Here is a 25733-nt window from a genome sequence, read left to right on the forward strand (position 1 = left end):
GCTGGGCAAGTCAAACTTAATAGAGATCACACCTATGCTTTTTTCCCGTAAGTCGGTTTCCAAGCGTCACCTGCTGCTGATCGCGGCCGGTTTCAGCACCGTGCTGACCGGTTGCGCTACGTCGCCTGCGTCCAAGGTCGCGTCGAGCACCAAGGTCGAGTACTACCCGAACTGCTACGAGCCGGTGCAGCACCTGCGCGCCACCGACTCGAACATGACCAAGTCGGTCGTGACCGGTGCCGCGATCGGCGCGGCCGGTGGTGCATTGCTCGGCGCCCTGACCGGCGACAAGGAAAAGCGCGGCCGTAACGCGGCTATCGGCGCAGCGGGCGGTGCCCTGGCGGGCGGCGCGGCGGGCTACTACACCGAGCGTCAGAAGCAGATCGCCGATGACAACCAGCGCATCGCTTCCTACTCCACCGACTTCAACAAAAGCGCCTCCGACATCGACCGCAGCACCGCCTATGCCAAGGCTTCGCAGCAGTGCTACCAGAGCGCATTCACCAAGCTGGTGGCAGACCGCAAGGCCAAGACCGTTAACGACACCGAAGGCCGCAAGCGCCTGGCGGAAATCGTGGCAGGCTTGAAGGAATCCAACGACCTGATCGTTGCGGTCAACGGCAAAGCCAGCGAAGACCTGAACAACTACACCCAGGCCTACGAGAAAGACCTGCAGCAAGTGGGTGTGCAGCGTAACGACGTGGTCACCGTCGCCACTGCCGACACCACACAGGTCGCGCCGCCGGCCAAAGGCAAGAAAGTCGTCAAGCCGGCGAAAAAGAAAGTGCTGCCAGTGGTGCCAAAAGAAGCGGTGACCACCGAGAAGAGCATCCAGACCGTGCAGGCCAAGCAAGCTGAAAGCAAGCAGGTCGCCAGCGCCGGCAAGGCTCAGCTCGAAGGCAGCTGCCGCGATCCAAACCTGGCCGACTGGGCGCCGGTGCCTTGCCCTAACGTTTAAGCAACATGTTGCTATAAGCGTTAAACGCCAACCGATCTCCCGCTAAAGCGCGAGATCGGTGGCGTTCTCTTTGCAAATCGTTACACTGCTGCGGCCACTCAATAATTACACCGAGGCCGTGTGCATGAAATTTCGTCTTCTCCTGTGGGTGCTGGGCCTGATGATGGGCAAAGCCAGCCGCACCAATCCCGCCTTTCAGCAGCAGCTGGGTGACAAAGACCTGGCCTTCCAGTTGCAGACCCTCGACGGCAAGGTTGCCCGTCACTTCATCGTCAAAGACCAGCGCATCACCAGCCACTCGGGCGTACACCCGACGCCGGCGTTCGCGATTGCATTCAAGGATGCCGCCTACGGCTTCGCCACGATGCAGGCGAAGAACAAGCAACTGGCGTTCATGACGGGGATTCAGGACAAGTCGATCCAGATCAAGGGCAACCCGGCGCTGGTGATCTGGTTCCAGGGGTTGACCAAGTATTTGAAGCCGAAGAAAAAGAAGTAGGCTTTCAGGGAGACCGAGCTGGATTCATCGGGGGCAAGCCCCCTCCCACATTCGCCCGCATTCCACAGTTGGAACCCGGTCAAATGTGGGAGGGGGCTTGCCCCCGATAGCGTCCTCACAGGCTACCCAGACACAACAGGTTCTGTGCCCGTCATCTCACGGGTTTACTTGACCCGAGACAGTGACTACTCGATCAGCCAGCAACTGTGCCAGTTCGATTAACTGCGTAACGCCCAGCAGTTCCTCTCGTTTCGGTCCTTCAAGGTCAAAGGCCAGGTCGCAACTCAGCGCATTGGCCGAGGCGAGTGTTTCGCTGAGGTTGACCAACAGATCTTCAGTGCTGATTCCATCGGCCACGGTAAATAGCCGCATGGGGGGATTTGGGGTGGGTTTGATCATTGTGAAGTTCCTTAATCTAGGTGGAGCTGCCACTGATCGCCGCGATGCGATGGAGGGTGGCAGCTGTGCGCAGGTTCGCGGACCGGAGATTAAGGAAGCCGGCATACCAGAAGGTATCCCGCGCACAGCCACCATAGCGCCGCACAGTAGACGATAAAAAAGCGTCAACTGAAAGGAGGCAATGCTTAATCAATCCGGGCCGCGACGCCCGACCGCTGCGTGTGCAGCGGTGTACGGAGACTAGAGATTGAGTGTCCTAGGGGCAACCTCAACGCCTTGTAAGACGTTTCTGTTTTCCCAGTACCTGGCCGAACGGACAGTTGTTTGGCTTTGCGCCAGCCAAGCTGAAGAAAAAGAAGTAGGCTTTCAGGGAGACCGAGTTGGATTCATCGGGGGCAAGCCCCCTCCCACAAACGGCCATATTCCAAGGCCGGAACGCGATCAAATGTGGGAGGGGGCTTGCCCCCGATAGGTTTTACAGGCTACCGATTCAGCCCTGACTGAACTGGGAGGCCAGTTCGCGCAGCAGCACTTCCGCATCGAGTACTTTGCCCACCACTTCCTCAGCCTTTTCCCGGCTCAAGCCCAGACGCTCAAGCAACGCATCCGGAATCGCCTCATCCGGCCCGGACCCAATCCCCCGGCTACGCAACAGGCGCACGGCCAGGCATACCAGGTTCGGGTATTCAGCGTACTGCCCGTCATAGGTGGGGTCGTGCTGGAAGCGCAGGGCGGTGGACAGCTCGTCCGGCATGTCCCAGTAGCGCATCAACCACGCACCGATCTGTTCACGGCTGATACCGAGCAGGTGTTGCTCGACATAGCTGTGGCACACATGCGGGTTGACCTCCAGGTGGCGGCAGATCAGCGAGAAGTGCGGCGGGAATACGTGGGCCAGCAGCAGGTAGCCGAAGTTATGCAGCAGGCCGGCGAGGTAGGTCAGGCCGGCTTCGGGGCGCTGGGCGCGGGGCATGGCGCGGGTCAGGCCTTCAATCACGGCGGCGGTGTAGATTGATTGGTGCCAGTACGGCGTGGACTGGTGCGGGCGGTCCTTGGGCAGGCTCAGGGTTTTACCCAGGGCCAGGCCCAGCGCCAGGTTGATCACCAGATCGAAGCCCAGCACCCGCACGATGGCGTCTTCCACCGAGCGGATCTTGCCCGGCGAAGCGTAGTAGGGTGACGCTGCCCAGCTCACCACCTGGGCGGCCAGGGCCGGGTCGGTCTCCACCACTCCGGTGATGTCATCGATGGTGGCGTTGGGGTCGACGCGCAGTTTGATGATCTTCTGCGCGGTATCGGCCAGCGGCGGGATCTCGATGGTCGCTTCCAGGCGTTGCTGAATACGGCGGGCGGTGAAGGCCTGCATCGCCTGGGTGATTTCCTCGCGGTCATCATTGGGGCGGTCGAGGTTGGGGCGAATCTTGCTCAGCGGCTCGCCGAAATGCGCGGCGCTGGCTTTGGTCAGCATGGTCTTGAAGTGCTCGCTGGCGATTTCCAGCAGCAACCCGGCTTCGCCCGAATGCACCAACAGGCTCGACTCGTTGAGCAGGCTGCCTTCATACAGGCAAGGCGAACTGGTGAGTGGCGGCAGGCCCGGCAGCAGGCTCAGTTCATGTTTGCCCAATATGCGCTCAACGCGCTCCGGTGCCACGGCGGTAAGCCGGCGCCCGGTGAGTTCGGTAAGGCGGTTGAGGTCGAGCAACTGGCTCTGGGGGAACAGCACCATGAGTTCGCCCACAGCATCTTCGAGCAGTACCGCCTGGACCTTTCGCGCAGGGTTCAGGCCAGGCTGTTCGATGACTTCCGTGTAGGGAATGGCGAGCTTTGCGAGCAGCGCCCGAATGACCGGCGGGGCGGTCAGTGGGGCTGTAGCGAGGGCGACTTCTGACATGGCCTGATCCAATTTCGTACAGTCACCGAAGTATAACCAGCTTGTTACACCTGTTGGTTGACTAACTTTGGTTTGTGATCGAGTGCGCGGCCCTTGTAGGAGCGAGCTTGCTCGCGAAAACCGCCCTGACGACGCGGTCATCCAGAATGCCAGCGTTATCGTTAACGATTTTCGCGAGCAAGCTCGCTCCTACAAGGGGAGGCGCGTCAGACCTGGCCGTATTGCTGCCCGTGCCGCAGCCAGCGGTTGAGCAGCGGGCTGACATGTTCCGGCCAGCGCTCCAGCAGGGCTTGCGCCGCATCGCGCACGGCGGGCAGCAGGTCGGCGTCGCGCATCAGGTCGGCGACCTTGAATTGCAACAGGCCGGTCTGGCGGGTGCCGAGCATTTCACCAGGACCGCGCAACTCGAGGTCTTTTTCGGCAATGACAAAACCGTCGTTGGTTTCGCGCATGATGCCCAGCCGTTGGCGGCCGATCTGCGACAGCGGCGGGTGATACAGCAGCACGCAATGGCTGGCGGCGCTGCCCCGACCGACGCGGCCGCGCAGTTGGTGCAGTTGCGCCAGACCCAGGCGCTCGGGGTTTTCGATGATCATCAGGCTGGCGTTGGGCACGTCCACACCCACTTCGATCACAGTGGTGGCCACCAGCAATTGCAGGTTGCCGGCCTTGAACTCGGCCATCACCGCAGCTTTTTCGGCCGGTTTCATCCGGCCATGGATCAGCCCCACCTTGAGTTCGCCCAGGGCGCTGGTGAGGTCTTCATAGGTGGTTTCGGCGGCCTGGCAGGTCAGCTCTTCGGACTCTTCGATCAACGTACACACCCAGTACGCCTGGCGGCCTTCGGCGCAGGCGCCGCGCACCCGCTCGATCACTTCGACGCGCCGCGTGTCGGTGACCAGCACGGTGTTGACCGGCGTGCGGCCGGGCGGCAGTTCGTCGAGGATCGAGGTGTCGAGGTCGGCGTAGGCGCTCATGGCCAGCGTGCGTGGGATCGGCGTGGCGGTCATGATCAACTGGTGCGGGTTCATGCGCCCGCCGACGCCTTTCTGGCGCAGGGCCAGGCGCTGTTGCACGCCGAAGCGGTGCTGTTCGTCGATGATCACCAGCGCCAGGTTCTTGAACTGCACTTCGTCCTGGAACAGTGCATGGGTGCCCACCACCATGGGCGCGCCGGCGGCGATTTGCTCGAGGGAGGCCGCGCGGTTCTTGCCCTTGAGCTTGCCGGCCAGCCACGCGACTTCCAACCCCAGCGGCTCGAGCCAGCGTTTGAAGGTGATGAAGTGTTGTTCAGCGAGAATTTCCGTGGGTGCCATCAGCGCGACCTGGTAACCGGCTTCCAGGGCCTGCAAGGCGGCGAGGGCAGCGACCACGGTCTTGCCCGCGCCCACATCGCCCTGGATCAGGCGCAGCATCGGTTCCTGCTGGCTGAGGTCGTAGGCAATTTCGTTGCCGACGCGTTGCTGGGCGCCGGTGGGGGCAAAGCCCAGGTTGGCCAGGTATTGCGCGGGCAGGCGCGTGGCCTTGGGCATCGCCGGAGCGCGCAGCGAGCGCATGCTTTCGCGCAGGCGCTGCTGGGACAGTTGATGGGTCAGCAATTCTTCGAAGGCCAGGCGATGCTGTGCCCAGTGATGGCCGAGGGCGAGCTCGTCGACATCGGCGTCGGCCGGCGGGTGGTGCAGGTAGCGAATCGCATCGGCCAGCGGTGCCAGTTGATAGTCGCGCGCCAGTTCCAGCGGCAGCCAGTCGGGCAGGCTTTGCGGGCCGAGCATCGTCAGGGTCTGCATGCACAACTGGCGCAGGCGTTGCTGGGTGAGGCCTTCGGTCAGCGGGTAGATAGGCGTGAGGGTGGTGTCCACCGGCGGCGGTTCGTCGCCGGTTATGGCGCGGTACTCCGGGTGGTAGATCTCCAGGCCGGAGGCCCCCGGACGCGCTTCGCCGTAGCAGCGCACGCGGGTGCCGCGCTTGAGGCCTTCTTTCTGCGCATTGCTGAAATGATAGAAGCGCAGGCTCAGGCCGCCGGTACCGTCCTGCAGGCGCACCACCAGGCTGCGGCGCTTGCCCATGACCACGTCGGCGCCGCTGACAGTGCCTTCGATCACTGCGTCCTGGCCGGGACGCAAATGGCCGATGGGCACGACCCGGGTGCGATCCTGGTAGCGCAGCGGCAGGTGGAACAGCACGTCCTGAAGGTTTTCCAGGCCGACCTTGGCCAGTTTCTCGGCCATGGCTTCACCGACACCCTTGAGTGCCGTCACCGGCACCTGCGACAGCTCTGTCATACCGTTACTTAGCTCGCAGCAGGCGGTTTGGCCACCGAGCACAGGCGGATCGAGTCGGCGAGGATCTCAATCGCCTTGGGGCGCGGGAAGCTGGCGCGCCAGGCGATGGCCACGGTGCGGAAGGGCACCGGTGGCGTGAGTGGGCGTACTTCGATCACGCCGGGGGCGTAGTGATGGCTGTCTACCGCCGACAACGGCAGGATCGAAATGCCCAGGCCGGAAGCGACCATATGGCGAATGGTTTCCAGGGAACTGGATTCCACCGTGGTGTGCTTGGCGCCGTCGTTGCCCTTGGTCAGGGTCGGGCAGGCTTCCAGCACCTGGTCGCGGAAGCAGTGGCCTTCACCGAGCAGCAGCAGGCTCTTGTCGTTGAGCAGGCCGGCGTCGATGCTGTCCTTTTTGGTCCACGGGTGGGAGGCCGGCATCAGGACGTAGAACGGCTCATCGTAGAGCGGCAGCGTCAGTACATCCGCCTCATTGAACGGCAGGGCGATGATGATCGCGTCCAGCTCGCCGTTGCGCAGTTTGTCGCGCAGGACGTGGGTGAAGTTTTCTTCGATATACAGCGGCATCTGCGGCGCGACGCGGTGCAGTTGCGGGATCAGGTGCGGGAACAGGTAGGGGCCGACGGTGTAGATGGCGCCGACCTTGAGCGGTGCGGTCAGCTGGTTCTTGCCGGCCTGGGCCAGTTCGCGAATGCTTTGCGCCTGCTCCAGCACTTTCTGGGCCTGGGCAACGATGCCTTCGCCCACGGGGGTGAGGCGCACGGCGCTTTTGCTGCGCTCGAAAATCAGTACACCGAGTTCGTCTTCAAGCTTTTTCACGCCCACCGACAGCGTCGGCTGGCTGACGTGGCAGCGCTCGGCCGCGTGGCCGAAATGCTGTTCCTGGGCGAGGGTCACGATGTAGCGTAATTCTGTAAGAGTCATAGCGGGCGTCCATGAAGTTGCGGGCCAAGCATACCGGCTGCAATCGATAGACGCACGTTATCAGAACTTTGCTGGGGATTGAGCGTGGAGTGGCGGGAATTTTGCTGAAGCGAGCAAGCGAATGTGGGAGGGAACCGGCCCCTCCCACATTGCCCGGCTAGCGGCGCCGCTTGTCGATGTTGTAAACGAACGGTGCGACGAGTTCCACACTGCCGTTTTTCAACAGGTCGGCTGGCGGTTTGGGCAGGGGTTGAGCCTTGCGGATCATGTCCAGCGTCGCGCGGTCCAGGTCGGCGTTGCCGGAGCGGCCTTCCAACTCATAGGACAGCACATTGCCTTCGCCATCAACCACGAAGCGCAGGCGGTTCATGCCTTCCTTGCCACGCTGTTGCGCGCCCGGCGGGTACTTCTTGTACTTCTGCAGGTGTGCCAGCAGGGTACTTTGCCAGGATGCCTGGGCGGCCATCTGTTGTGCCGATGGGCCGGGAGCGGGCTGCGCTGATTTTTGCGCAGGTGCGTTGCTCGGCGGGGTCTCGCTCGGTGGCTCCTCGGAAGGTTTTTCCTTGGGCGGCTCGGGCTTCTTCTCCACCGGCTTGGGCGGTTGAGGCTTGGGCTTGGGCTTGACCGGCTTGGGCACCTGGATCGTTGGCTTGGGCGCCTCGGCCAGTTTCGGCAGAGGTAGCTCCTCGACCGGTGGTGGCGGTGGTGCAACGACCTTGGGCGGTGCCGGAGGCGGCGGTGGCGCCGGCAAGGGTGCCAGGTCGATGACCATCGCGGCCGGCGGCAACTGGATCGCCTGGGGCGCGGACCATTGGAGCGCGATGATGATCGCGACGGCATGCACGCCCAGCACGACTGCGAGGCTGGTGCCATAACGCGTCAGTTTGTGGCGCGTCGTGATCATTTCTTGGCTGCCGTCTCAAGTCCGACCAGGCCTACCTTGAGGTAGCCGGCTGCCCGCAGGGCATCCATCACGCTCATCAGGTCGCCGTAGTCCACGCCCTTGTCGGCCTGGAAGAAGATCGTCGTGTCTTTCTTGCCCTGGGTCTTGGCGTCGAGCACCGGCCCCAGGGTTTCAGCCTTGACTTCTTCTTCACCCAGGAACAGACGTTGGTCCGCTTTCACGCTGAGGAAAATCGGCTTCTCCGGCCGTGGCGCCGGCTTGGCGCTGGAGGCGGGAAGGTCAACCTTGATATCCACGGTGGCCAACGGTGCGGCCACCATGAAGATGATCAGCAGCACCAGCATCACATCGATAAACGGTGTGACGTTGATTTCGTGGTTCTCGACGAGCTCGTCGTCGCCTTGATTCAAATGCAGGCCCATGGCCGATTACCCCACTTTCACCATGTGCGGTTGCGAGCTGCGCTCGGTAGGCAGGTGATCGAGGTCGCGGCTGACCAGCAGCAGGACTTCTGCCGAGGCATCCGACACCTGGGCCTTGTAGCCGGCAATCGAACGGGCGAAGACGTTGTAGATCACCACCGCAGGAATCGCGGCAACCAGGCCCAGGGCGGTCGCCAGCAGGGCTTCGGCGATGCCGGGGGCGACCACGGCGAGGTTGGTGGTCTGGGTCTTGGCGATGCCGATAAAGCTGTTCATGATGCCCCACACGGTACCGAACAGGCCGACGAAGGGCGCGGTGGAACCGATGGTGGCCAGCACGCCGGTGCCGCTGCTCATGTTACGGCCGCAGGCGGCAACCAGGCGCTCAAGGCGGAAGCTGACACGCTCCTTGATGCCTTCTTTTTCGCGGGTGTTGGCCGACAGGCGCATTTCTTCCAGCGCGTCGTGCACCAGGGTATTGGCCAGGGTGCCCTTCTTGGTCGCGGTTTCACTCGCTTCCTTGAGGGTGGTGGCTTTTTTCAGGTGGACGATTTCAGTGCGCAGACGACGCTTGGCGCCCAGCAGCTCGAAGCCTTTGGCGATCCAGATGGTCCAGGTAATGATGGAGGCGATGGCCAGGCCGATCATCACGGCTTTCACCACCCGGTCGGCGTTCTGGTACATGCCCCACGGGGACAGGTCGTGTGCCATGCCCAGGGTGTTGTCTTCTTCCAGCACTACGCCGGTTTCTTCGGCAGGTGCTGCAGCCGGAACCGGGTCGGCGGTTGGCGCGGCGGCTGGAGCAGCCGGAGTGGCGGCGTTCTGCTCGGCAGCGGCTGGAGCGGCAGGTGCGGTGGCATCAGCGAAAGCGGCGGTCGGCGCCAGCAGTATGCTGAACAGCATCGCAGCAATCGCACGCCAGGCGCGGGATGGGCTGTGAGGCTTGGTTGGCGAAGCGGGGTTTGTATTACGTGTCATGCTGGCCGGACCTGAGTGAAAATAAAGGGTTGATCGTCCTGCCAGACCCCTGTGGGCCGAGGACAAATGGGTGGTTATTATTGCAAGTAATTCTTGTTAACTAAAGTGGCACTGTTACTTTATTTCGCTTTTTACTGGCCGTTGATCCTCTCGCGCGGCTAATCTGGGCCTTTGATAATGGAGTTTTATGATGTCTGCGCCTTCTGTTGTGATTGCCGGTTGCGGTGATGTGGGTAGTCGGCTGGCTAGCCAATTGCTGGCCGGAGGATGGGAGGTTCATGGCCTGCGCCGCGATATTTCACGCCTTCCCGAGGGCGTTATCGGCATTGCCGGCGACCTGTTCAATAAAGACTGCCCTGAGACCTGGCCGATCGGCGGGGTGGATTACCTGGTGTACTGCGCCGCAGCCACCGACCACGACGAGGCCGGCTATCGCGCAGCGTATGTGCAGGGTTTGAAGCATGTGCTGGAGTGGTTGCAGGATTACGGCCAGGCGCCCAGGCATCTGCTGTTCGTGTCCAGCAGCAGCGTGTATGGGCAACAGAATGGCGAGTGGGTCGACGAAACCTCTGAAACCCGAGCCAAAGGTTATTCCGGCCAGGTCATGCTCGAAGCCGAGCAGGTGGCGCTCAACAGCGGCATCCCTGCAAGCGTGGTGCGATTGACCGGCATTTACGGCCCGGGCCGTGAGTGGCTGTTGACCCAGGTTCGCCAGGGCTACCGCGTGGCGATCGACCCGCCTTTATATGGCAACCGGATTCACGCGGATGACGCGGCGGGTTTGCTGGCGTTTTTGCTGCGTCATGTGGAGCAGGGCGGTTCGCTGGACAAGGTCTATATCGGCGTCGACGACGCGCCCGCACCCTTGGCCGAAGTGGTGGGCTGGTTGCGTGAGTATTTGGGCGTTACAGAGTGGTCCGAGGACGCCAGTGTGCGGCGGGCGGGCAGCAAGCAATGCAGTAACGCGCGGGCCAAGGCGCTGGGTTGGGCACCGACCTATCCGACTTACCGGGAAGGGTATGCCGCCATCCTCAAGGATTGAAACACCGTCTGGAATGTGGGAGGGGGCTTGCCCCCGATATCAGGGGGTCAGCCACCGTTGTCCTGGCTGATACACCGCTATCGGGGGCAAGCCCCCTCCCACATTCAGCTGCGTATCTGGTCGGTTATTACTTTTCAAGCAACCATTGGCGAGGGCCAGGCGTGAACTGCGGCACTTCATCCGCTTGCGCCGTGTTGATCGCCTGGAAAATCTCCAGTTGCTTGCCCTTGCGCGCAAAGATCCACGGATTGCCCACGCCGTTCAGTTGCAGCCAGATGCTGTCATAACCGCCGCTCATCGAGGCGCAATCGCCTGCCAGGCACAGGGAATAGCGGTCCACCCCAGGCAGGCCGACAATCTTGCCATCAGCCTGGAACTGTACGGTGGCGCCATTGCCGACACCGTCGGTGATCTTCCAGTCCCCGCCCATGTAGGCCGCATACAGCGCCCGCTCGAAGTTGGCACCCAGTGGCGCGCCGTCCGGAGCCGGATCCTTGGGGCGCATGAACAGTTGCTCGGGCTCATTGTCGTTGGCCACTTGCAGCAGCTTTTTGCCTCTGCGCTTGAGCTCGGTGGCCGAGCTGCCGTAGAAGTCCACGCTCCAGGCGCCGGGCTTGTCAGTCAGCAACTTGCCTTCCGCTACTTCAAAACCGTTGTAGTAGCGTGCCTGCAAGGCCTTGGTGTTGACCTCCCATTCCAGGTTCGGGCCAAAGGTCTGCAAGGCTTCGCGCAAAGGGCCGCCCTTGGCTGCCGCATCGATGGCGGCCTGGTTGACCCAGGTCCCGCTGACATCCAGATTGGCAGGGTTGCTGGCACAGCCGCCGAGCAGCAGGGCGAGCAACGAAGAGGCTACAAGCGCTTTGCGCATGACTAAATCCTTCTGAAACGAAGTCGGCGCAGCTATTGAAGCTGCGCCGGGTGTTTTTACTCGATGACCAGAATCGCGTCCATTTCAACCTGCGCGCCCTTTGGCAAGGCAGCAACACCGATGGCGGCGCGGGCCGGGTACGGCTGTTCGAAGTACTTGCCCATGATCTCGTTGACCTTGGCGAAGTGGCTCAGGTCGGTCAGGAAGATGTTCAGCTTGACGATGTCCTTGAACGAGCCGCCGGCCGCTTCAGCCACGGACTTGAGGTTTTCGAAGACCTGTACGGTCTGTGCTTCGAAGCCTTCCACCAGTTCCATGGTCTTCGGGTCCAGCGGGATCTGGCCGGACATGTAGACGGTGTTGCCCGCCTTGATCGCCTGGGAATAAGTACCGATGGCGGCCGGGGCTTTGTCGCTGGTGATTACTGTCTTGGTCATGAATGACTCCTTGTAATGGGCGATGGCTTGTTGGCAGGGTTATGCACGCATGCGGGTGATGCGAATCACCCCGGTCAGCGCGCGCAGCTTCTTGATCACGCGGGCCAGGTGCACGCGGTCGTGCACGCTGACCACCAGCTGGACCACGCTGATGCGCCCATCGCGTTCGTCCATGCTGATTTTCTCGATATTGCCGTCGGCCGCGTTGACGCTGCTGGCCAGCAAGGCGATCAAGCCGCGCTGGTGCTCCAGCTCCACGCGCAGCTCGACGTTGAATTCGCCGGTAACATCCTTGGCCCAGGAAAGCTGGATGCATTTTTCCGGGTTGTGGCGGATTTCGGTGATGTTGCGGCAGTTGTCCAGGTGCACCACCATGCCTTTGCCCGCCGACAGGTGGCCGACAATCGGATCGCCCGGGATCGGTGTGCAGCATTTGGCGTAGCTGAGCACCAGGCCCTCGGTGCCGCGAATTGCCAGCGGGCCTTCCGGGCTTGGCAACTGTTCGCCCTCGCCGAGCAGGCGGCGCGCAACCACGTAGGCCATGCGGTTGCCCAGGCCGATATCTTCCAGCAGGTCTTCGATGGTTTCCTGACGGTACTCGTGGAGCATCGCTTGCACGCGCTCCTGCGGAATCTTGTCCAGGGCGCTGTCGAAACCGTTGAGGACCTTGTTCAGCAGGCGTTCGCCCAGGCTGATGGACTCGGAACGGCGCTGCAGTTTCAAGGCGTGGCGGATGTGCGTGCGCGCCTTGCCGGTGACTACGAAGTTGAGCCAGGCCGGGTTCGGGCGCGCGCCGGGTGCACTGACGATCTCGACCGTGGAACCGCTCTGCAGCGGTTCGGACAGCGGCGCGAGGCGACGATTGATCCGGCAGGCGATGCAGCTGTTGCCCACGTCGGTGTGCACGGCATAGGCAAAGTCGACCGCTGTGGAGCCTTTGGGCAGCTCCATGATGCGGCCTTTGGGCGTGAACACGTAGACCTCGTCCGGGAACAGGTCGATCTTCACGCTTTCGATGAATTCCAGGGAGTTACCGGCACGTTGCTGCATTTCCAGCACGCCCTTGACCCACTGGCGGGCACGTGCGTGGGTGCCCTTGGGCTGCTCATCGCCGCTGGACTTGTACAGCCAATGGGCGGCGATGCCGTTGTTGGCCATCTCTTCCATTTCGCGGGTACGGATCTGGATCTCGATCGGTACGCCGTGCATGCCGAACAGCGTGGTGTGCAGCGACTGGTAGCCGTTGGCCTTGGGGATCGCAATGTAATCCTTGAAGCGGCCGGGCAGGGGTTTGTACAAATTATGTACAGCGCCCAGCACGCGGTAGCAGGTATCGACCTTGTCGACGATGATCCGGAACGCATACACGTCCATGATCTCGTTGAAGGCCCGGCGCTTGCCGCGCATCTTCTTGTAGATGCCGTAGATGTGTTTCTGCCGTCCGCTGACTTCGCCTTCGATCTCGTCGATCGCCAGGCAATGGCTCAGGGACTCTTCGATCTTGTTGACGATTTCCTTGCGGTTGCCCCGGGCGCGCTTGACCGCCTGGTAGATGCGCGCCGAGCGCATGGGGTGCATGGCCTTGAAGCCGAGGTCTTCGAACTCGATACGAATGGCATGCATGCCCAGCCGGTTGGCGATGGGTGCGTAGATTTCCAGGGTTTCCTTGGCGATGCGCCGGCGTTTTTCGCCGGAGAGCACTTCCAGCGTGCGCATGTTGTGCAGCCGGTCGGCCAGCTTGACCAGGATCACGCGGATATCGCGGGCCATGGCCATGGCCATCTTCTGGAAGTTTTCCGCCTGGGCTTCGGCCTTGGTCTCGAAATTCATCTGGGTCAGTTTGCTGACCCCGTCGACCAGTTCGGCCACGGTTTCGCCAAATTGCGCGCTGAGCGCTTCCTTGGCGATGCCGGTGTCTTCGATCACGTCATGCAGCATCGCGGCCATCAGGCTCTGATGGTCCATGTGCATGTCGGCAAGAATGTTTGCCACCGCAAGAGGATGGGTGACATACGCCTCGCCGCTACGACGGCGTTGGCCGTCGTGGGCTTGTTCGGCGTAGAAATACGCTCGGCGGACAAGGTTGACCTGGTCGGGGCCGAGGTAGGCCGATAAGCGATCGGCGAGGGCGTCTATGCTCGGCAAAGTGTGAACTCCTGCCGAAGGCTGTGACCCCGCGCCGTGCTACGTCGACCAGGCATAGGCTTAGACGGCCTCGTTGGACTCGTCCTCGAACGCTGCAAACAGCGGTTCGTCTTCAACGATTTCAGCGTTGGCGATGAACTCGTAGCTCATCAGGCCTTCAGCGATTTCGCGCAGGGCCACAACGGTAGGCTTGTCGTTTTCCCACTGGACCAGGGGCTCTTTGCCGCCAGTGGCCAGTTGACGGGCACGCTTGGTAGAGAGCATGACCAGCTCAAAGCGGTTATCCACGTGTTCTAGGCAGTCTTCAACGGTTACGCGGGCCATGGTATTCCTCGGAGCGAATGCAAGATGCGCGCTGCCCGGTTGGGCGAGCGGACTGAGCAGTTTAAAAAATCACCAGCGTTTAGGGAAGCGCTGATTTTTCTCAGGCCCTCGCAAAACCGCTACAAGTGCCAATGTAAAGCCCTTGCAGCCGTTTTGGGAAGGGCCAATCAGCCGAGCAGTTCGGCGAGTAACTTGCCGAAACGCTGCTGTTGGCGCTTTTGCTGCAGCTGATTGGCGCGGAAAATCGCCTTCAAATCGTCCAGCGCGTGGGCAAAATCGTCATTGATGATCAGGTAGTCGTAGTCGACGTAGTGGCTCATTTCGCTGACGGCTTCACGCATGCGACCTTCGATGATCTCGTCACTGTCCTGGCCGCGGTTGGTCAGGCGCTGGTGCAAGGCTTCAAGCGAGGGCGGCAGGATGAAGATCGAGCGCGCCCTGGGCATCAGCTGGCGTACCTGTTCGGCGCCCTGCCAGTCGATTTCCAGAATCAGGTCATGGCCTTCATCCAGCGTCTGCTGCAGGTGGCTTTGCGAGGTGCCGTAGAGGTTGCCGAACACTTCGGCGCGCTCCAGGAAGTCGCCGTGTTCGATCATCTTGACGAACTCGGTACGCTCGACGAAGTGATAGTGCACGCCGTTCACTTCACCCGGGCGCATGGCGCGGGTGGTGTGGGAAACCGAGATGCGGATCTGCTCGTCAGCGTCGGTCAGGGCCTTGACCAGGCTGCTCTTGCCCGCGCCCGAGGGGGCGGAAATGATGTAAAGGGTGCCGGTGCTGTGGGTCATGGAGGTTGCCTTACTCAATATTCTGTACTTGTTCGCGCATCTGCTCGATCAACACCTTGAGGTTGACCGCCGCCGTGGTGCTGCGCGGATCGAACGCCTTGGAGCCGAGTGTATTGGCTTCGCGGTTGAGTTCCTGCATCAGGAAGTCCAGGCGCCGACCGGCGGCACCGCCGGACTTGAGCACGCGGCGCACTTCGAGGATGTGGGTGCTCAGGCGATCGAGCTCTTCGGCGACGTCGCTCTTCTGGGCCAGCAGCACCATCTCCTGCTCCAGGCGCACGGGGTCGAGGTCGGCCTGCATGTCGGCGAAGCGGTCCAGGACCTTCTGGCGCTGGGTGGCGAGCATCTGCGGTACGAGTTCGCGCAGGGTGACGACGTCCGCTTCGATCGACGTCAGGCGCTCGTTGATCAGGCGGGCCAGTTCGGCGCCTTCGCGTTCACGGCCGGCCTTGAGTTCGTCCAGCCCCTGGGTGAAGAGTGCCAGCGCCTGGGCGTTCAAGGCTTGCGGGTCGGCGGCGTCGGCCACCAGCACGCCGGGCCAGGCCAGGACTTCCAGGGGGTTCAGTGCGGCGGGCTGCTTGATCAGGCCGGCAATGGTTTCGGCGGCGGCGACCAGTTGCGCGGCGCGGTCGCGGTCGACCTGCAGCGGTTTGCCGGTGGTTTCTTCAGTAAAGCGCAGGGTGCATTCCAGCTTGCCGCGGGAAATGCCCTGGCGCAACGCTTCACGTACGGCGCCTTCGAGGTCGCGAAAAGACTCGGGCAGACGTAGATGCGGCTCCAGGTAACGACTGTTGACCGAGCGCAATTCCCAGCTCAGGGTGCCTTGGGCGCCGGCTTTTTCGACACGGGCAAAGGCGGTCATGCTGTGCACCATGGAGGTACCTCGCGTTGGAGAAATAGAGATTGGCCAGGCCGACCTGTAGGAGCGAGCTTGCTCGCGAAGAACTCCAGGGCGCCGCGTTAAATCAGGAGGAGCGCGTGATCGTTGACGTTTTTCGCGAGCAAGCTCGCTCCTGCACAGTAACGAAGGGGCGCGATTGTAGCGCAGTGGGGCGAGCACGCCCAAACGCGCGTATTCGTAACCGGATTTTTAGAAGTGCCCCGAATCGGCTGGCGGCTCTATAATGCTCGGCAGTTTTTCGTCCTCAGTACAGGAATTCCCTATGAAACGTCCAAGTGGTCGCGCTGCCGATCAGCTCCGCTCGATCCGCATCACCCGCAACTACACCAAACACGCCGAGGGGTCCGTACTGGTCGAGTTTGGTGATACCAAGGTGATCTGCACCGTCAGCGTCGAGAACGGCGTGCCGCGTTTCCTCAAGGGCCAGGGCCAGGGTTGGTTGACCGCCGAGTACGGCATGCTGCCGCGCGCCACGGGCGAGCGTAATCAGCGTGAAGCCAGCCGTGGCAAGCAGGGCGGGCGTACCCTGGAAATCCAGCGCCTGATCGGCCGTTCCCTGCGCGCGGCCCTGGACATGTCCAAGCTGGGCGACGTGACCCTGTACGTCGACTGTGACGTGATCCAGGCTGATGGCGGCACCCGCACCGCGTCGATTACCGGTGCCATGGTGGCCCTGGTCGACGCGCTGAAAGTGATCAAGAAGCGCGGTGGCCTCAAGGGCGGTGACCCGCTCAAGCAAATGATCGCCGCCGTCTCGGTCGGCATGTACCAGGGCGAGCCTGTGCTGGACCTGGACTACCTGGAAGACTCGGCCGCCGAGACCGACCTGAACGTGGTCATGACCAGCACCGGTGGCTTCATCGAAGTGCAGGGCACCGCCGAAGGCGCGCCATTCCAGCCGGCCGAGCTGAACGCCATGCTGGCCCTGGCCCAGAAAGGCATGACGGAAATTTTCGAACTGCAGAACGCCGCACTGGCTGACTAAGCCGGTCCTCAGGAGAAGCGCGATGAATGACAGCCAGTTACCGGTTCCGGCACCGTCCAGGGAAGTACGCCAGTTGGCGATGTTGTGTCATTTCGCCGCGTTTGCAGGGTTGGTATTCCCCTTCGGCAGTTTGTTGGGGCCGTTGATCCTGTGGCAGTTCAAGAAGGACGTGGACCCGCTGATCGATGATCAGGGCAAGGAAGCCCTGAACTTCCAGATCACGGTGGCGATCGCCTGGCTGGTGTGCCTGTTGCTGGGTTTCGTGGTCATCGGCTTTTTGTTGATGACCGTGCTGGTGATTGGCGCGTTGATACTGACGATCATTGCCGGTATCAAGGCGAATAAGGGCATCGCCTACCGTTATCCGTGGACTTGGCGCCTGATCAAGTAAGCGGATTGCCCACAAAAAAACCGACATCACTGTCGGTTTTTTTGTACCTGGAGAAAGACCTCAGATGGTCAAGGTCCAGTCGTAGTCCACGATCAGCGGCGCGTGCTGAGAGAAACGCGGCTGGCGCGGCAGGCGTGCACTGCGCACGAACCGGCGCAGGCCCGGGGTCAGCAACTGGTAGTCGAAACGCCAGCCCAGGTTGAGCATTTCGGCCTGTTCGTTATCCGGCCACCAGCTGTACTGGTCGCCTTCACGGCTGACTTCGCGCAGGGCGTCGACATAGCCCATGTTGCCGACAATCTCGTCCATCCAGGCCCGTTCCGGCGCCAGGAAGCCCGGGGATTGCTGGCTGTCGCGCCAGTTCTTGATATCCAGCTTCTGTTGCGCCACGTACAGCGAGCCACAATAAATGTACTCGCGACGTTTGCGTCGCTGTTTATCCAGATAACGGGCGAAATCGTCCATTAGCTTGAATTTCTGGTTCAAGTCTTCATCGCCGTTCTGCCCCGAAGGAAGCAGCAAGGTCGCGATGCTGACCTTGTCGAAATCGGCTTGCAGGTAACGCCCATAGCGGTCGGCTGTCTCGAAGCCGAGGCCGCTGATGACCGCCTTGGGTTGCAACCGCGAGTACAAAGCCACGCCACCTTGGGTGGGCACTTCGGCATCGCAGGCATAAAGGAAGTAGCCATCCAGTTGGAAGGCTGGGTCGTCCAGTTCAAAGGCGGAGGCGCGTGTGTCCTGCAGGCAGATGACGTCGGCATTCTGTGCTTGCAGCCAACTGAGCAAACCACGCTCGACTGCAGCCTGAATACCATTAACGTTCACACTGATGATCCGCATAAATGGCCCCAAAAATCGCGTGCGTGTATGATACACGCCGTCCACCTAATTAGCTAAATCCGTGGTATCTGAGGCTTTTTTCATGCAGGCGTATCAACGCGATTTCATTCGTTTTGCCATCGATCGCGGGGTTTTGCGCTTCGGTGAGTTCACCCTCAAGTCCGGGCGCACCAGCCCGTATTTCTTCAACGCAGGCTTGTTCAACTCCGGCTCGGCCCTGGCTCAGTTGGGGCGTTTCTACGCGGCCGCCATTGTTGAAAGCGGTATTTCCTTCGACGTGCTGTTTGGTCCGGCCTACAAGGGCATTCCCCTGGCTGCGGCGACGGCGGTGGCCCTGGCGGAACATCATGGGCAGGACCTGCCGTGGTGCTTCAACCGCAAGGAAGCCAAGGCCCATGGTGAAGGTGGCAGCCTGGTCGGAGCCCCGTTGACCGGCGATGTGCTGATCATCGATGACGTGATCACCGCCGGCACCGCGATCCGCGAGGTGATGCAGATCATCGCCTCCCAGGACGGCGCCAGGGCCGCCGGCGTGCTGATCGCGCTGAACCGCCAGGAGCGTGGCAACGGCGAATTGTCGGCGATCCAGGAAGTGGAGCGTGACTTCGGCATTCCGGTGGTGAGCATTGTGTCGTTGAACCAGGTGTTGCAGTTCCTGGAGGATGATCCGCAGCTCAAGCAGCACCTGCCGGCGGTGCGTGCGTACCGTGAGCAGTTTGGCGTTTAAACCGGAAGTATTGCAGGCGCAGGCAAATGTGGGAGGGGGCTTGCCCCCGATAGCGGTGCATCAGTGCTGGATACTCCAACTGATACGCCGCCATCGGGGGCAAGCCCCCTCCCACATTTTTTTTAGCGTTTTTACGGACGCTTGCGATTGCTGATCAGCGTACCTACACCCGTATCGGTGAAGATTTCCAGCAGGATCGCATTCGGCACCCGGCCATCCAAAATCAGCGAGCTGCCGACGCCGCCTTGTACGGCTTCCAGCGCGCAGCGGATTTTCGGCAGCATGCCGCCGTAGATGGTGCCATCGGCGATCAGTTCGTCGACTTGTTGCGTCGTCAGGCCGGTCAGCACCTTGCCTTCCTTGTCCATCAGGCCGGCGATGTTGGTCAGCAGCATCAGCTTTTCAGCCTTCAGTGCCTCGGCCACCTTGCCCGCCACCAGGTCGGCGTTGATGTTGTACGACTCACCGTTGGCGCCCACGCCGATAGGCGCGATCACCGGGATGAAGTCACCCTTGACCAGCAGGTTGAGCAGATCGGTGTTGATGCCGATCACTTCGCCCACCTGGCCGATATCGATGATTTCCGGCTGGGTCATTTCCGGTGTCTGGCGCGTCACGGTCAGTTTTTTCGCGCGGATCAGTTCCGCGTCCTTGCCGGTCAGGCCAATGGCGCTGCCGCCGTGGCGGTTGATCAGGTTGACGATGTCCTTGTTGACCTGGCCACCGAGTACCATCTCCACCACGTCCATGGTCTGCGCGTCAGTGACGCGCATGCCATCGATGAAATGACTCTCGATCGACAAACGCTTGAGCAGGTCGCCGATTTGCGGCCCACCGCCGTGGACGACAACCGGGTTGATCCCCACGGCTTTCATCAGCACGATGTCGCGGGCAAAGCCGGTTTTCAGCTCGTCGCTTTCCATGGCATTGCCGCCGTACTTGATCACCAGCGTCTTGCCGACGTAGCGTCGAATGTAAGGCAACGCTTCGGACAGGACCTTGGCGGTGTTGGCAGCGGCTTCGCGTTCGAGGGTCATTCAGGGCTCCGGTAGAAAAATCAGAACGGTAATTGGAGATCAGGGGCAACACGTTTCAACTGGACGTGAAAGACGTCCTTGATGCGCTGCAACTCAGCCTCGGTATCCGCCTCGAAACGCAGCACCAGCACCGGTGTGGTGTTGGACGCACGAACCAGGCCCCAGCCTTTGGCGTAATCGACTCGCACACCATCAATGGTGGTCAGGTTGGCGCCTTCGCCCCATTGCGCGTCGTGCAATGCGTCAATGATGCTGAATTTGCTCTCCTCGGTCACATGGATATTGATCTCTGGCGTAGAAATATCATTCGGGAAGGTCTGAAACAGCGCTTGCGCGGTGGATTTTTCCTTGCTGAGGATCTCCAGCAGGCGCGCAGCGCTGTAAATGCCATCGTCGAAACCGAACCAGCGTTCCTTGAAGAATACGTGACCGCTCATTTCACCGGCCAGCAAGGCACCGGTTTCCTTCATTTTCTTTTTGATCAACGAGTGACCGGTCTTCCACATCAGCGGGCGACCGCCGTATTCCTTGATCAGCGGCGTGAGGCGACGAGTGCACTTCACGTCGAAGATGATTTCGGCGTTGGCGTTGCGCGCCACCACGTCACGGGCGAACAGCATCAGCAGGCGGTCCGGGTACACGATCTCGCCGGTTTCGGTCACCACGCCTACGCGGTCGCCGTCGCCGTCGAAGGCCAGGCCGACGTCGGCGCCCACTTCCTTGACCTTGGCGATCAGGTCCACCAGGTTTTCCGGCTTGCCGGGGTCCGGGTGGTGGTTGGGGAAGTTGCCGTCGACGTCGCAGAACAGGGGAATCACTTCACAATCGAGGGCTTCGAGCAATTGCGGAGCGATTACGCCGGCCGCGCCGTTGCCGCAATCCACCACCACTTTGAGGCGGCGGGCGAGTTTGACGTCGCGGGTGATTTCGTCGGAGTAGCGCTGCAGGATATCGACCTTGGTGATGCTGCCGGTGCCGCTGCTCAGGTCGTTGGTTTTCAGGCGAGTGTGCAGGGCCTGGATCTGTTCGTTGGCGAGGGTGTCGCCGGCGATAACGATTTTGAAGCCGTTGTAGTCCGACGGGTTGTGGCTACCGGTCAGCATGACGCCTGACTTGCCGGCCAGGACATTGGCGGCGTAATACAGCGCAGGCGTGGGCACCAGGCCGACGTCGCTGACATGGCACCCGCTGTCCGCCAGGCCCTGGATCAGTTGCTCCACAAGCTCCGGGCCGGACAGGCGACCGTCACGACCGACCGACACGTTCGGCTCGCCCTGGGCCAGGCTCTGTGAGCCGATGGCGCGGCCAATCCAGTAGGCGGTTTCGGCGGTCAGGGTCTTGGGCACCACGCCACGAATGTCATAGGCACGGAAGATGCTGTCGGGAAAGCTCGGGGCTACGCGGGCTGCGGTACTCATCGCGGGGGGAACTCCATCTGAAAGGGGGCAAGGCTGGCCTGATGTGGCTGGCCGGCAGGCTCAAACTGAAGGGTATGACGACGTTTTCGGCAGAGAGTTCGTGGTGTAAAAATGCCATCGGCGCTTCGGTTCTGCGCTCATGCCTGCGTAACCTGTTGATTTTATTTAATAAAATCCGCTGATAATTTTCGCGCATTCTTCATCCTGAAAAACCTGGCGGTGGCGTCTGGCCGGGCAATTGCGCCCGGCCCTGTTCAGCTTAGTCAGTGACTGCCGGAATGCCCAAAACCACCTGCGCCGCGCTGGGTTTCGTCGAATTCCTGCACCAGTTCGAACTGCGCCTGGACCACCGGCACCAGCACCAGTTGGGCGATACGCTCGCCGACCGCAATGTTGAACGCGGTCTGGCCGCGGTTCCAGCACGACACCATCAATTCGCCCTGGTAGTCGGAGTCGATCAGGCCCACCAGATTGCCCAGCACGATGCCGTGTTTGTGGCCCAGGCCGGAGCGCGGCAGGATCAGGGCCGCCAGGCCCGGGTCGCCGACGTAGATCGACAGGCCGGTGGGGATCAGGATCGTCTGGCCCGGCTCCAGGACCGTGTCCTGCTGGAGCATGGCGCGCAGGTCCAGGCCGGCGGAGCCTGGGGTGGCGTAGGCCGGAAGGGGGAATTGGCTACCGATACGTGGGTCGAGGATCTTGGCTTGCAAAGCGTGCATGGACATTAAACCTGGTTCAGCCGTTGGGCGATAAAAGAGATCAGTTGGCGGGCAATCTTGCCCTTGCTGGTCTGGGCGAAAACGGTGGCGTGCAACTCGCGGTCGATCACGCTGATGGCATTTTCCTCACTGTTGAAGCCGATGCTCGGGTTGGCGACATCATTGGCAACGATCAGGTCGAGGTTTTTGTCTTTCAATTTGCGCGCGGCGTAGTCCAGCAAATGTTCGGTCTCGGCGGCGAAGCCGACGCTGAACGGACGGTCCGCACGTGTGGCGATGGTGGCCAGAATGTCTGGGTTGCGCACCATTTGCAGGAGCAGACCATCGCCGCTTGTAGGGTCTTTCTTGAGCTTTTGCGGTGCAACAACTTCCGGCCGGTAGTCCGCAACCGCTGCCGAGGCGATGAACAGGTCGCACGGAATCGCCGCTTCACAGGCCGCCAGCATGTCGCGGGCGCTGACTACGTCGATTCGGGTCACACGATCGGGCGTCGGTAAATGCACCGGGCCGGTGATCAGGGTCACACGTGCGCCTGCCTCAACCGCAGCTTCAGCCAGGGCAAAGCCCATTTTTCCTGAGCTATGGTTGGTGATGTAGCGCACCGGGTCGATGTTTTCCTGAGTCGGGCCCGCGGTGATCAGTACGTGTTTGCCGGTCAGGGCCAGGTGCTGGAAGCATTCGGCGGCACACAGCGCCAGGTCGGTGGCTTCGAGCATGCGGCCCATGCCGACGTCGCCGCAGGCCTGGCTGCCGGACGCCGGGCCGAAGACCTTGAGGCCACGGCTTTGCAGGAGTTGGGTGTTGGCCTGGGTGGCCGGGTCGCGCCACATGGCCTGGTTCATCGCCGGGGCAATGGCGACGGTGGCGTCGGTGGCCAGTACCAGGGTGGTCAGCAAGTCATCGGCGATGCCCTGGGCCAGGCGCGCGATCAGGTCGGCGGTCGCCGGCGCGATGAGCACCAGGTCGGCCCATTTGGCCAGTTCGATATGGCCCATGGCGGCTTCGGCCGCCGGGTCCAGCAGGTCCAGGTGAACCGGGTGGCCGGACAAGGCCTGCATGGTCAGCGGGGTGATGAACTCACTGCCACCACGGGTCATGACCACGCGCACTTCGGCGCCCTGGTCCAGGAGCCTGCGAACCAGTTCCGCGCTCTTGTAGGCGGCAATGCCGCCGCCGACGCCGAGAACGACGCGTTTCCGATACAGACGCTGCATTGGTTTGCCTTTCCAGTTCAGTGAAGCCAGTTCAGTGACGCCTGCGATGACCCCTCCCCAGGTGAAATCGCATGCAAAAAAGAGGGCCTACGATAACACAGCGTCCGCCCGGCAACAGCGGCGCATACGGCGTACATCATGGAAAGGAGGTGGGATGAGTATTCGCAATTGGCCTGCTGCCGAGCGGCCGCGAGAGAAGCTGTTGGAGTGGGGCGCGGCCAGTCTGTCCGATGCCGAATTGCTGGCGATTTTCCTGCGCACTGGCGTATCCGGCAGGAGCGCCGTGGACCTGGCGCGTCATCTGCTGGCGCAATTCGGTGGGTTGCGCCCGCTGCTGGAGGCCAGCCAGGCGCTGTTCAATCAGCAACTGGGCCTGGGGCCGGCGAAGTTTGCCCAATTGCAGGCGGTGCTGGAAATGTCCCGGCGCCACATGGCCGAGCGCCTGCGCAACGATTCGGTGCTGGAAAGCCCGCTGGCCGTACGCGAATATCTCAAGGCGCTGCTGCGTCATGAGTCTCACGAAGTGTTTGGCTGCCTGTTTCTCGACTCCAAGCATCGGGTGCTGGGTTTCGAGGCGCTCTGCGAAGGCACCATCGATACCGCCCTGGTCTATCCCCGGCAAGTGGTCAAGCGTGCGCTGGCGTATAACGCGGCAGCGTTGATCCTGTGCCACAACCATCCTTCGGGAAGCGTGGACCCCAGCCCGGCTGATCGAAAATTGACCAAGGTTCTACAAAAAGCCCTGGAAATGGTGGACGTGCGGGTGTTGGACCACATCATCGTGGGCGATGGTGATCCGTTGTCGATGGCGGAATACGGATGGATGTAGGGGGCTGCACGTTTAGAGCTGCAAGCCACAAGTCGGCTTGCAGCTTGCAGCTCAAGGCTTGACGCTGACCTTGGAATAATCCTGCCGGCCAAACGGGCTCACCTGATAGCCCTCGATATTCTTGCGTGTCAGGGCAAACGCCGTGGGGTGCGCCAGGGGCAGCCACAGCGCCTGCTGCTGGATCTGCGCCTGGGCCTGCTGGTAGAGCTTGGTGCGCACGCCCTGTTCGCTGGTGGTCTTGCCGGCGCTGATCAGCTTGTCCAGCGCAGGGTCACAGTAGCGGGCGAAGTTGGTACCGGATTTGACGGCTGCGCAGGAAAATTGCGGGGTCAGGAAGTTATCCGGGTCGCCATTGTCACCGGCCCAGCCCATGAAGAGCAGGTCGTGTTCGCCGGCTTTGGCGCGGCGAATCAACTCGCCCCACTCGATCACGCGGATGTCGGCCTGGATGCCGACCTTGGCCAGATCGGCCTGCAGCAATTGAGCGCCAAGATTCGGGTTGGGGTTCAGCAGGCTGCCGGTAGGGCGGGTCCAGATTGTGGTTTTGAAGCCGTCCTTGAGGCCGGCGCGGTTCAACAGCGCCTTGGCTTTGGCAAGGTCTTGTGGATAACCCGGCAAGTCCTTGGCGTAGCTCCAGGTATTGGGCGGGTAAACCCCATTGGCCGCTTCGGCGGTGCCTTCGAATACCGCCTTCAGGTAGCTGCCTTTGTCAAAGGCCAGGTTGATCGCCTGGCGTACCTCGGGCTTGTCCAGTGGCGGGTGCTGGCTGTTGATGGCGACGAAGGCGGTCATGAAGGCGGCGGTTTTTTCCACCTTCAGCGCCGGGTCTTTTTCGGCTTCGCCCACATCCAGGGGCTTGGGCGACAGGGCGATCTGGCACTCGTCGCGGTGCAGTTTCTGCAGGCGCACATTGGCATCCGGCGTAATGGCGAAGATCAGGTTATCCACAGTCGGTTTGCCGGCGAAGTAGTCCGGATTGGCCTTGTAGCGCACCACCGCATCCTTCTGGAAACGCACGAAAACGAACGGGCCGGTGCCGACGGGCTGGCTGTTGAGCTTCTCCGGGGTGCCGGCCTTGAGCAGTTTGTCGGCATATTCGGCCGGGTAGATCGAGGCAAAGCCCATGCTCAGCGCTGCAAGAAACGTGGAATCGGCGTGATCCAGGGTGAAGCGCACGGTCAGCGGGTCGAGGGCATCGATCTTCTTGATCAGCGTCGGCAATTGCAGGGACTGCGCGTGGGGAAAGCCGCTTTGGGCGATCTTGTGCCACGGGTTGGCCGGGTCGAGCATGCGTTCGAAGCTGAAGCGCACGTCTTCGGCCGTCAGGGTGCGGCTGGGGGTGAAATACTCGGTGCGATGGAATTTCACGTCCGGGTGCAATTTGAACGTGTAGGTCAGGCCATCCGGGGAGACGTCCCAGCTGTCTGCCAGGCTCGGCACCAGCTTGCCGGCGGTAGCGTCGTAGTCCACCAGACGGTTCATCAGCACATCCGCCGAGGCGTTGGTGGTGGTCAACGAGTTGTACTGCACCACGTCGAACCCTTCGGGGCTGGCCTCGGTGCAAACGCTTAAATTGGTGGCGGCAACGGCCATCGGAGCGATGAAAAGGGGGGCTAGCAATAGCGGTAGGGCAGCGAGGCGCATATTCGGTTTCCTGTGCAGATCGAAGGCCCATCTGCGAGTGCAGTCTGGAAAAGCCCTACCGTAGTGGCCTGTTGATTAAATGACTAGCCCATTTTTGCCTGTGCTTTTGGCCAAAATGCTGTTTTGATGGCGCCTCAGCGCGTTTCAACGTGCAGGTCAGAG

General features: G+C 61.6%; 25 protein-coding genes and 1 pseudogene. 7 read left to right on the top strand and 19 right to left on the bottom strand.

Going from position 1 to position 25733, the window contains the following annotated elements:
* The first annotated feature begins 34 nt into the window (after positions 1 to 34).
* Both tagQ and BFP89_RS18935 read left to right on the top strand, forming a co-directional pair.
* Positions 35 to 958, top strand: a complete 924-nt coding sequence (tagQ, locus tag BFP89_RS18930) for a type VI secretion system-associated lipoprotein TagQ (RefSeq protein WP_065886933.1) — start codon at positions 35 to 37, stop codon at positions 956 to 958.
* Between the two features lie 124 nt (positions 959 to 1082).
* Positions 1083 to 1457 carry a hypothetical protein gene (locus BFP89_RS18935; protein WP_057723695.1) on the top strand — a complete coding sequence of 125 codons (375 nt, stop codon included), beginning with the start codon at positions 1083 to 1085 and terminating at the stop codon, positions 1455 to 1457.
* A gap of 156 nt (positions 1458 to 1613) precedes the next feature.
* Here BFP89_RS18935 and BFP89_RS18940 read toward each other — a convergent pair whose 3' ends face one another.
* From BFP89_RS18940 to exbB, 7 genes are all read right to left on the bottom strand, one after another.
* Positions 1614 to 1856 carry a DUF6124 family protein gene (locus BFP89_RS18940; RefSeq protein ID WP_065886934.1) on the bottom strand — a complete coding sequence of 81 codons (243 nt, stop codon included), beginning with the start codon at positions 1854 to 1856 and terminating at the stop codon, positions 1614 to 1616.
* A gap of 490 nt (positions 1857 to 2346) precedes the next feature.
* Positions 2347 to 3747, bottom strand: coding sequence for an aminoacyl-tRNA deacylase and HDOD domain-containing protein (locus BFP89_RS18945; protein WP_065886935.1), 1401 nt, complete (start codon positions 3745 to 3747; stop codon positions 2347 to 2349).
* 206 nt (positions 3748 to 3953) lie between these two features.
* Complete coding sequence (gene recG / locus BFP89_RS18950; RefSeq protein ID WP_065886936.1) at positions 3954 to 6029, bottom strand: ATP-dependent DNA helicase RecG; 2076 nt, start codon at positions 6027 to 6029, stop codon at positions 3954 to 3956.
* A gap of 8 nt (positions 6030 to 6037) precedes the next feature.
* Positions 6038 to 6958: a hydrogen peroxide-inducible genes activator gene (locus BFP89_RS18955; RefSeq protein ID WP_057723306.1), complete on the bottom strand. Its 921-nt coding sequence runs from the start codon at positions 6956 to 6958 to the stop codon at positions 6038 to 6040.
* 157 nt (positions 6959 to 7115) lie between these two features.
* Positions 7116 to 7862: an energy transducer TonB family protein gene (locus BFP89_RS18960; RefSeq protein ID WP_065886937.1), complete on the bottom strand. Its 747-nt coding sequence runs from the start codon at positions 7860 to 7862 to the stop codon at positions 7116 to 7118.
* The gene (exbD, locus tag BFP89_RS18965; RefSeq protein WP_003195519.1) at positions 7859 to 8284 is read right to left on the bottom strand and encodes a TonB system transport protein ExbD; all 426 of its coding nucleotides are present in this window, start codon (positions 8282 to 8284) and stop codon (positions 7859 to 7861) included. Before exbD ends, BFP89_RS18960 begins: the two co-directional genes overlap by 4 nt.
* Positions 8285 to 8290: 6 nt before the next feature.
* Positions 8291 to 9262 (bottom strand): tonB-system energizer ExbB, encoded by a 972-nt coding sequence (gene exbB / locus BFP89_RS18970; RefSeq protein WP_065886938.1) that lies wholly within the window; start codon positions 9260 to 9262, stop codon positions 8291 to 8293.
* A 190-nt stretch (positions 9263 to 9452) separates the two neighbouring features.
* Between exbB and BFP89_RS18975 the strand changes: the two genes are divergently transcribed.
* Positions 9453 to 10304 (top strand): SDR family oxidoreductase, encoded by an 852-nt coding sequence (locus tag BFP89_RS18975; RefSeq protein WP_065886939.1) that lies wholly within the window; start codon positions 9453 to 9455, stop codon positions 10302 to 10304.
* A gap of 127 nt (positions 10305 to 10431) precedes the next feature.
* Here BFP89_RS18975 and BFP89_RS18980 read toward each other — a convergent pair whose 3' ends face one another.
* From BFP89_RS18980 to BFP89_RS19005, 6 genes are all read right to left on the bottom strand, one after another.
* Positions 10432 to 11172 carry a hypothetical protein gene (locus BFP89_RS18980; RefSeq protein WP_065886940.1) on the bottom strand — a complete coding sequence of 247 codons (741 nt, stop codon included), beginning with the start codon at positions 11170 to 11172 and terminating at the stop codon, positions 10432 to 10434.
* 56 nt (positions 11173 to 11228) lie between these two features.
* Positions 11229 to 11609: a RidA family protein gene (locus tag BFP89_RS18985; RefSeq protein ID WP_003176922.1), complete on the bottom strand. Its 381-nt coding sequence runs from the start codon at positions 11607 to 11609 to the stop codon at positions 11229 to 11231.
* A 39-nt stretch (positions 11610 to 11648) separates the two neighbouring features.
* Positions 11649 to 13754, bottom strand: coding sequence for a bifunctional GTP diphosphokinase/guanosine-3',5'-bis pyrophosphate 3'-pyrophosphohydrolase (gene spoT, locus BFP89_RS18990; protein ID WP_058424246.1), 2106 nt, complete (start codon positions 13752 to 13754; stop codon positions 11649 to 11651).
* Between the two features lie 60 nt (positions 13755 to 13814).
* On the bottom strand, positions 13815 to 14078 hold the full coding sequence (gene rpoZ / locus BFP89_RS18995; RefSeq protein WP_003176920.1) for a DNA-directed RNA polymerase subunit omega: 264 nt from the start codon (positions 14076 to 14078) through the stop codon (positions 13815 to 13817).
* 167 nt (positions 14079 to 14245) lie between these two features.
* On the bottom strand, positions 14246 to 14866 hold the full coding sequence (gmk, locus tag BFP89_RS19000) for a guanylate kinase (RefSeq protein WP_065886941.1): 621 nt from the start codon (positions 14864 to 14866) through the stop codon (positions 14246 to 14248).
* 10 nt (positions 14867 to 14876) lie between these two features.
* Positions 14877 to 15740 (bottom strand): YicC/YloC family endoribonuclease, encoded by an 864-nt coding sequence (locus tag BFP89_RS19005; protein WP_065886942.1) that lies wholly within the window; start codon positions 15738 to 15740, stop codon positions 14877 to 14879.
* A 289-nt stretch (positions 15741 to 16029) separates the two neighbouring features.
* Between BFP89_RS19005 and rph the strand changes: the two genes are divergently transcribed.
* Entirely contained in the window at positions 16030 to 16752 is a 723-nt protein-coding gene (gene rph, locus BFP89_RS19010) for a ribonuclease PH (protein WP_016975928.1), read from the top strand.
* A gap of 22 nt (positions 16753 to 16774) precedes the next feature.
* Positions 16775 to 17143: a DUF4870 domain-containing protein gene (locus BFP89_RS19015; protein WP_057723312.1), complete on the top strand. Its 369-nt coding sequence runs from the start codon at positions 16775 to 16777 to the stop codon at positions 17141 to 17143.
* A gap of 60 nt (positions 17144 to 17203) precedes the next feature.
* Here the strand turns inward: BFP89_RS19015 and BFP89_RS19020 are convergent, their stop codons facing one another.
* Positions 17204 to 17983 carry an exodeoxyribonuclease III gene (locus tag BFP89_RS19020; protein WP_003195493.1) on the bottom strand — a complete coding sequence of 260 codons (780 nt, stop codon included), beginning with the start codon at positions 17981 to 17983 and terminating at the stop codon, positions 17204 to 17206.
* Positions 17984 to 18065: 82 nt separating this feature from the next.
* On the opposite strand from BFP89_RS19020, the gene pyrE reads away from it, so the two are divergent.
* Positions 18066 to 18710: an orotate phosphoribosyltransferase gene (pyrE, locus tag BFP89_RS19025; protein WP_015373297.1), complete on the top strand. Its 645-nt coding sequence runs from the start codon at positions 18066 to 18068 to the stop codon at positions 18708 to 18710.
* 131 nt (positions 18711 to 18841) lie between these two features.
* On the opposite strand, the gene argB is transcribed toward pyrE, so the two are convergent.
* From argB to coaBC, 4 genes and pseudogenes are all read right to left on the bottom strand, one after another.
* Positions 18842 to 19747: an acetylglutamate kinase gene (gene argB / locus BFP89_RS19030; RefSeq protein WP_015886532.1), complete on the bottom strand. Its 906-nt coding sequence runs from the start codon at positions 19745 to 19747 to the stop codon at positions 18842 to 18844.
* A gap of 20 nt (positions 19748 to 19767) precedes the next feature.
* A pseudogene (locus tag BFP89_RS19035) lies at positions 19768 to 21171 on the bottom strand (phosphomannomutase/phosphoglucomutase); the annotation flags it as partial.
* Between the two features lie 257 nt (positions 21172 to 21428).
* Positions 21429 to 21884 carry a dUTP diphosphatase gene (gene dut / locus BFP89_RS19040; protein ID WP_065887079.1) on the bottom strand — a complete coding sequence of 152 codons (456 nt, stop codon included), beginning with the start codon at positions 21882 to 21884 and terminating at the stop codon, positions 21429 to 21431.
* A 5-nt stretch (positions 21885 to 21889) separates the two neighbouring features.
* On the bottom strand, positions 21890 to 23098 hold the full coding sequence (gene coaBC / locus BFP89_RS19045) for a bifunctional phosphopantothenoylcysteine decarboxylase/phosphopantothenate--cysteine ligase CoaBC (protein ID WP_065886944.1): 1209 nt from the start codon (positions 23096 to 23098) through the stop codon (positions 21890 to 21892).
* A 154-nt stretch (positions 23099 to 23252) separates the two neighbouring features.
* Between coaBC and radC the strand changes: the two genes are divergently transcribed.
* A complete protein-coding gene (gene radC / locus BFP89_RS19050; RefSeq protein ID WP_065886945.1) occupies positions 23253 to 23927 on the top strand; it encodes a RadC family protein in 675 nt (224 codons plus the stop codon).
* Between the two features lie 51 nt (positions 23928 to 23978).
* On the opposite strand, the gene BFP89_RS19055 is transcribed toward radC, so the two are convergent.
* The gene (locus BFP89_RS19055; protein ID WP_065886946.1) at positions 23979 to 25571 is read right to left on the bottom strand and encodes an ABC transporter substrate-binding protein; all 1593 of its coding nucleotides are present in this window, start codon (positions 25569 to 25571) and stop codon (positions 23979 to 23981) included.
* Between the last annotated feature and the right edge of the window lie 162 nt (positions 25572 to 25733).

The organism is Pseudomonas sp. 31 R 17, assembly GCF_900004915.1.
GTDB lineage: Bacteria > Pseudomonadota > Gammaproteobacteria > Pseudomonadales > Pseudomonadaceae > Aquipseudomonas > Aquipseudomonas orientalis_A.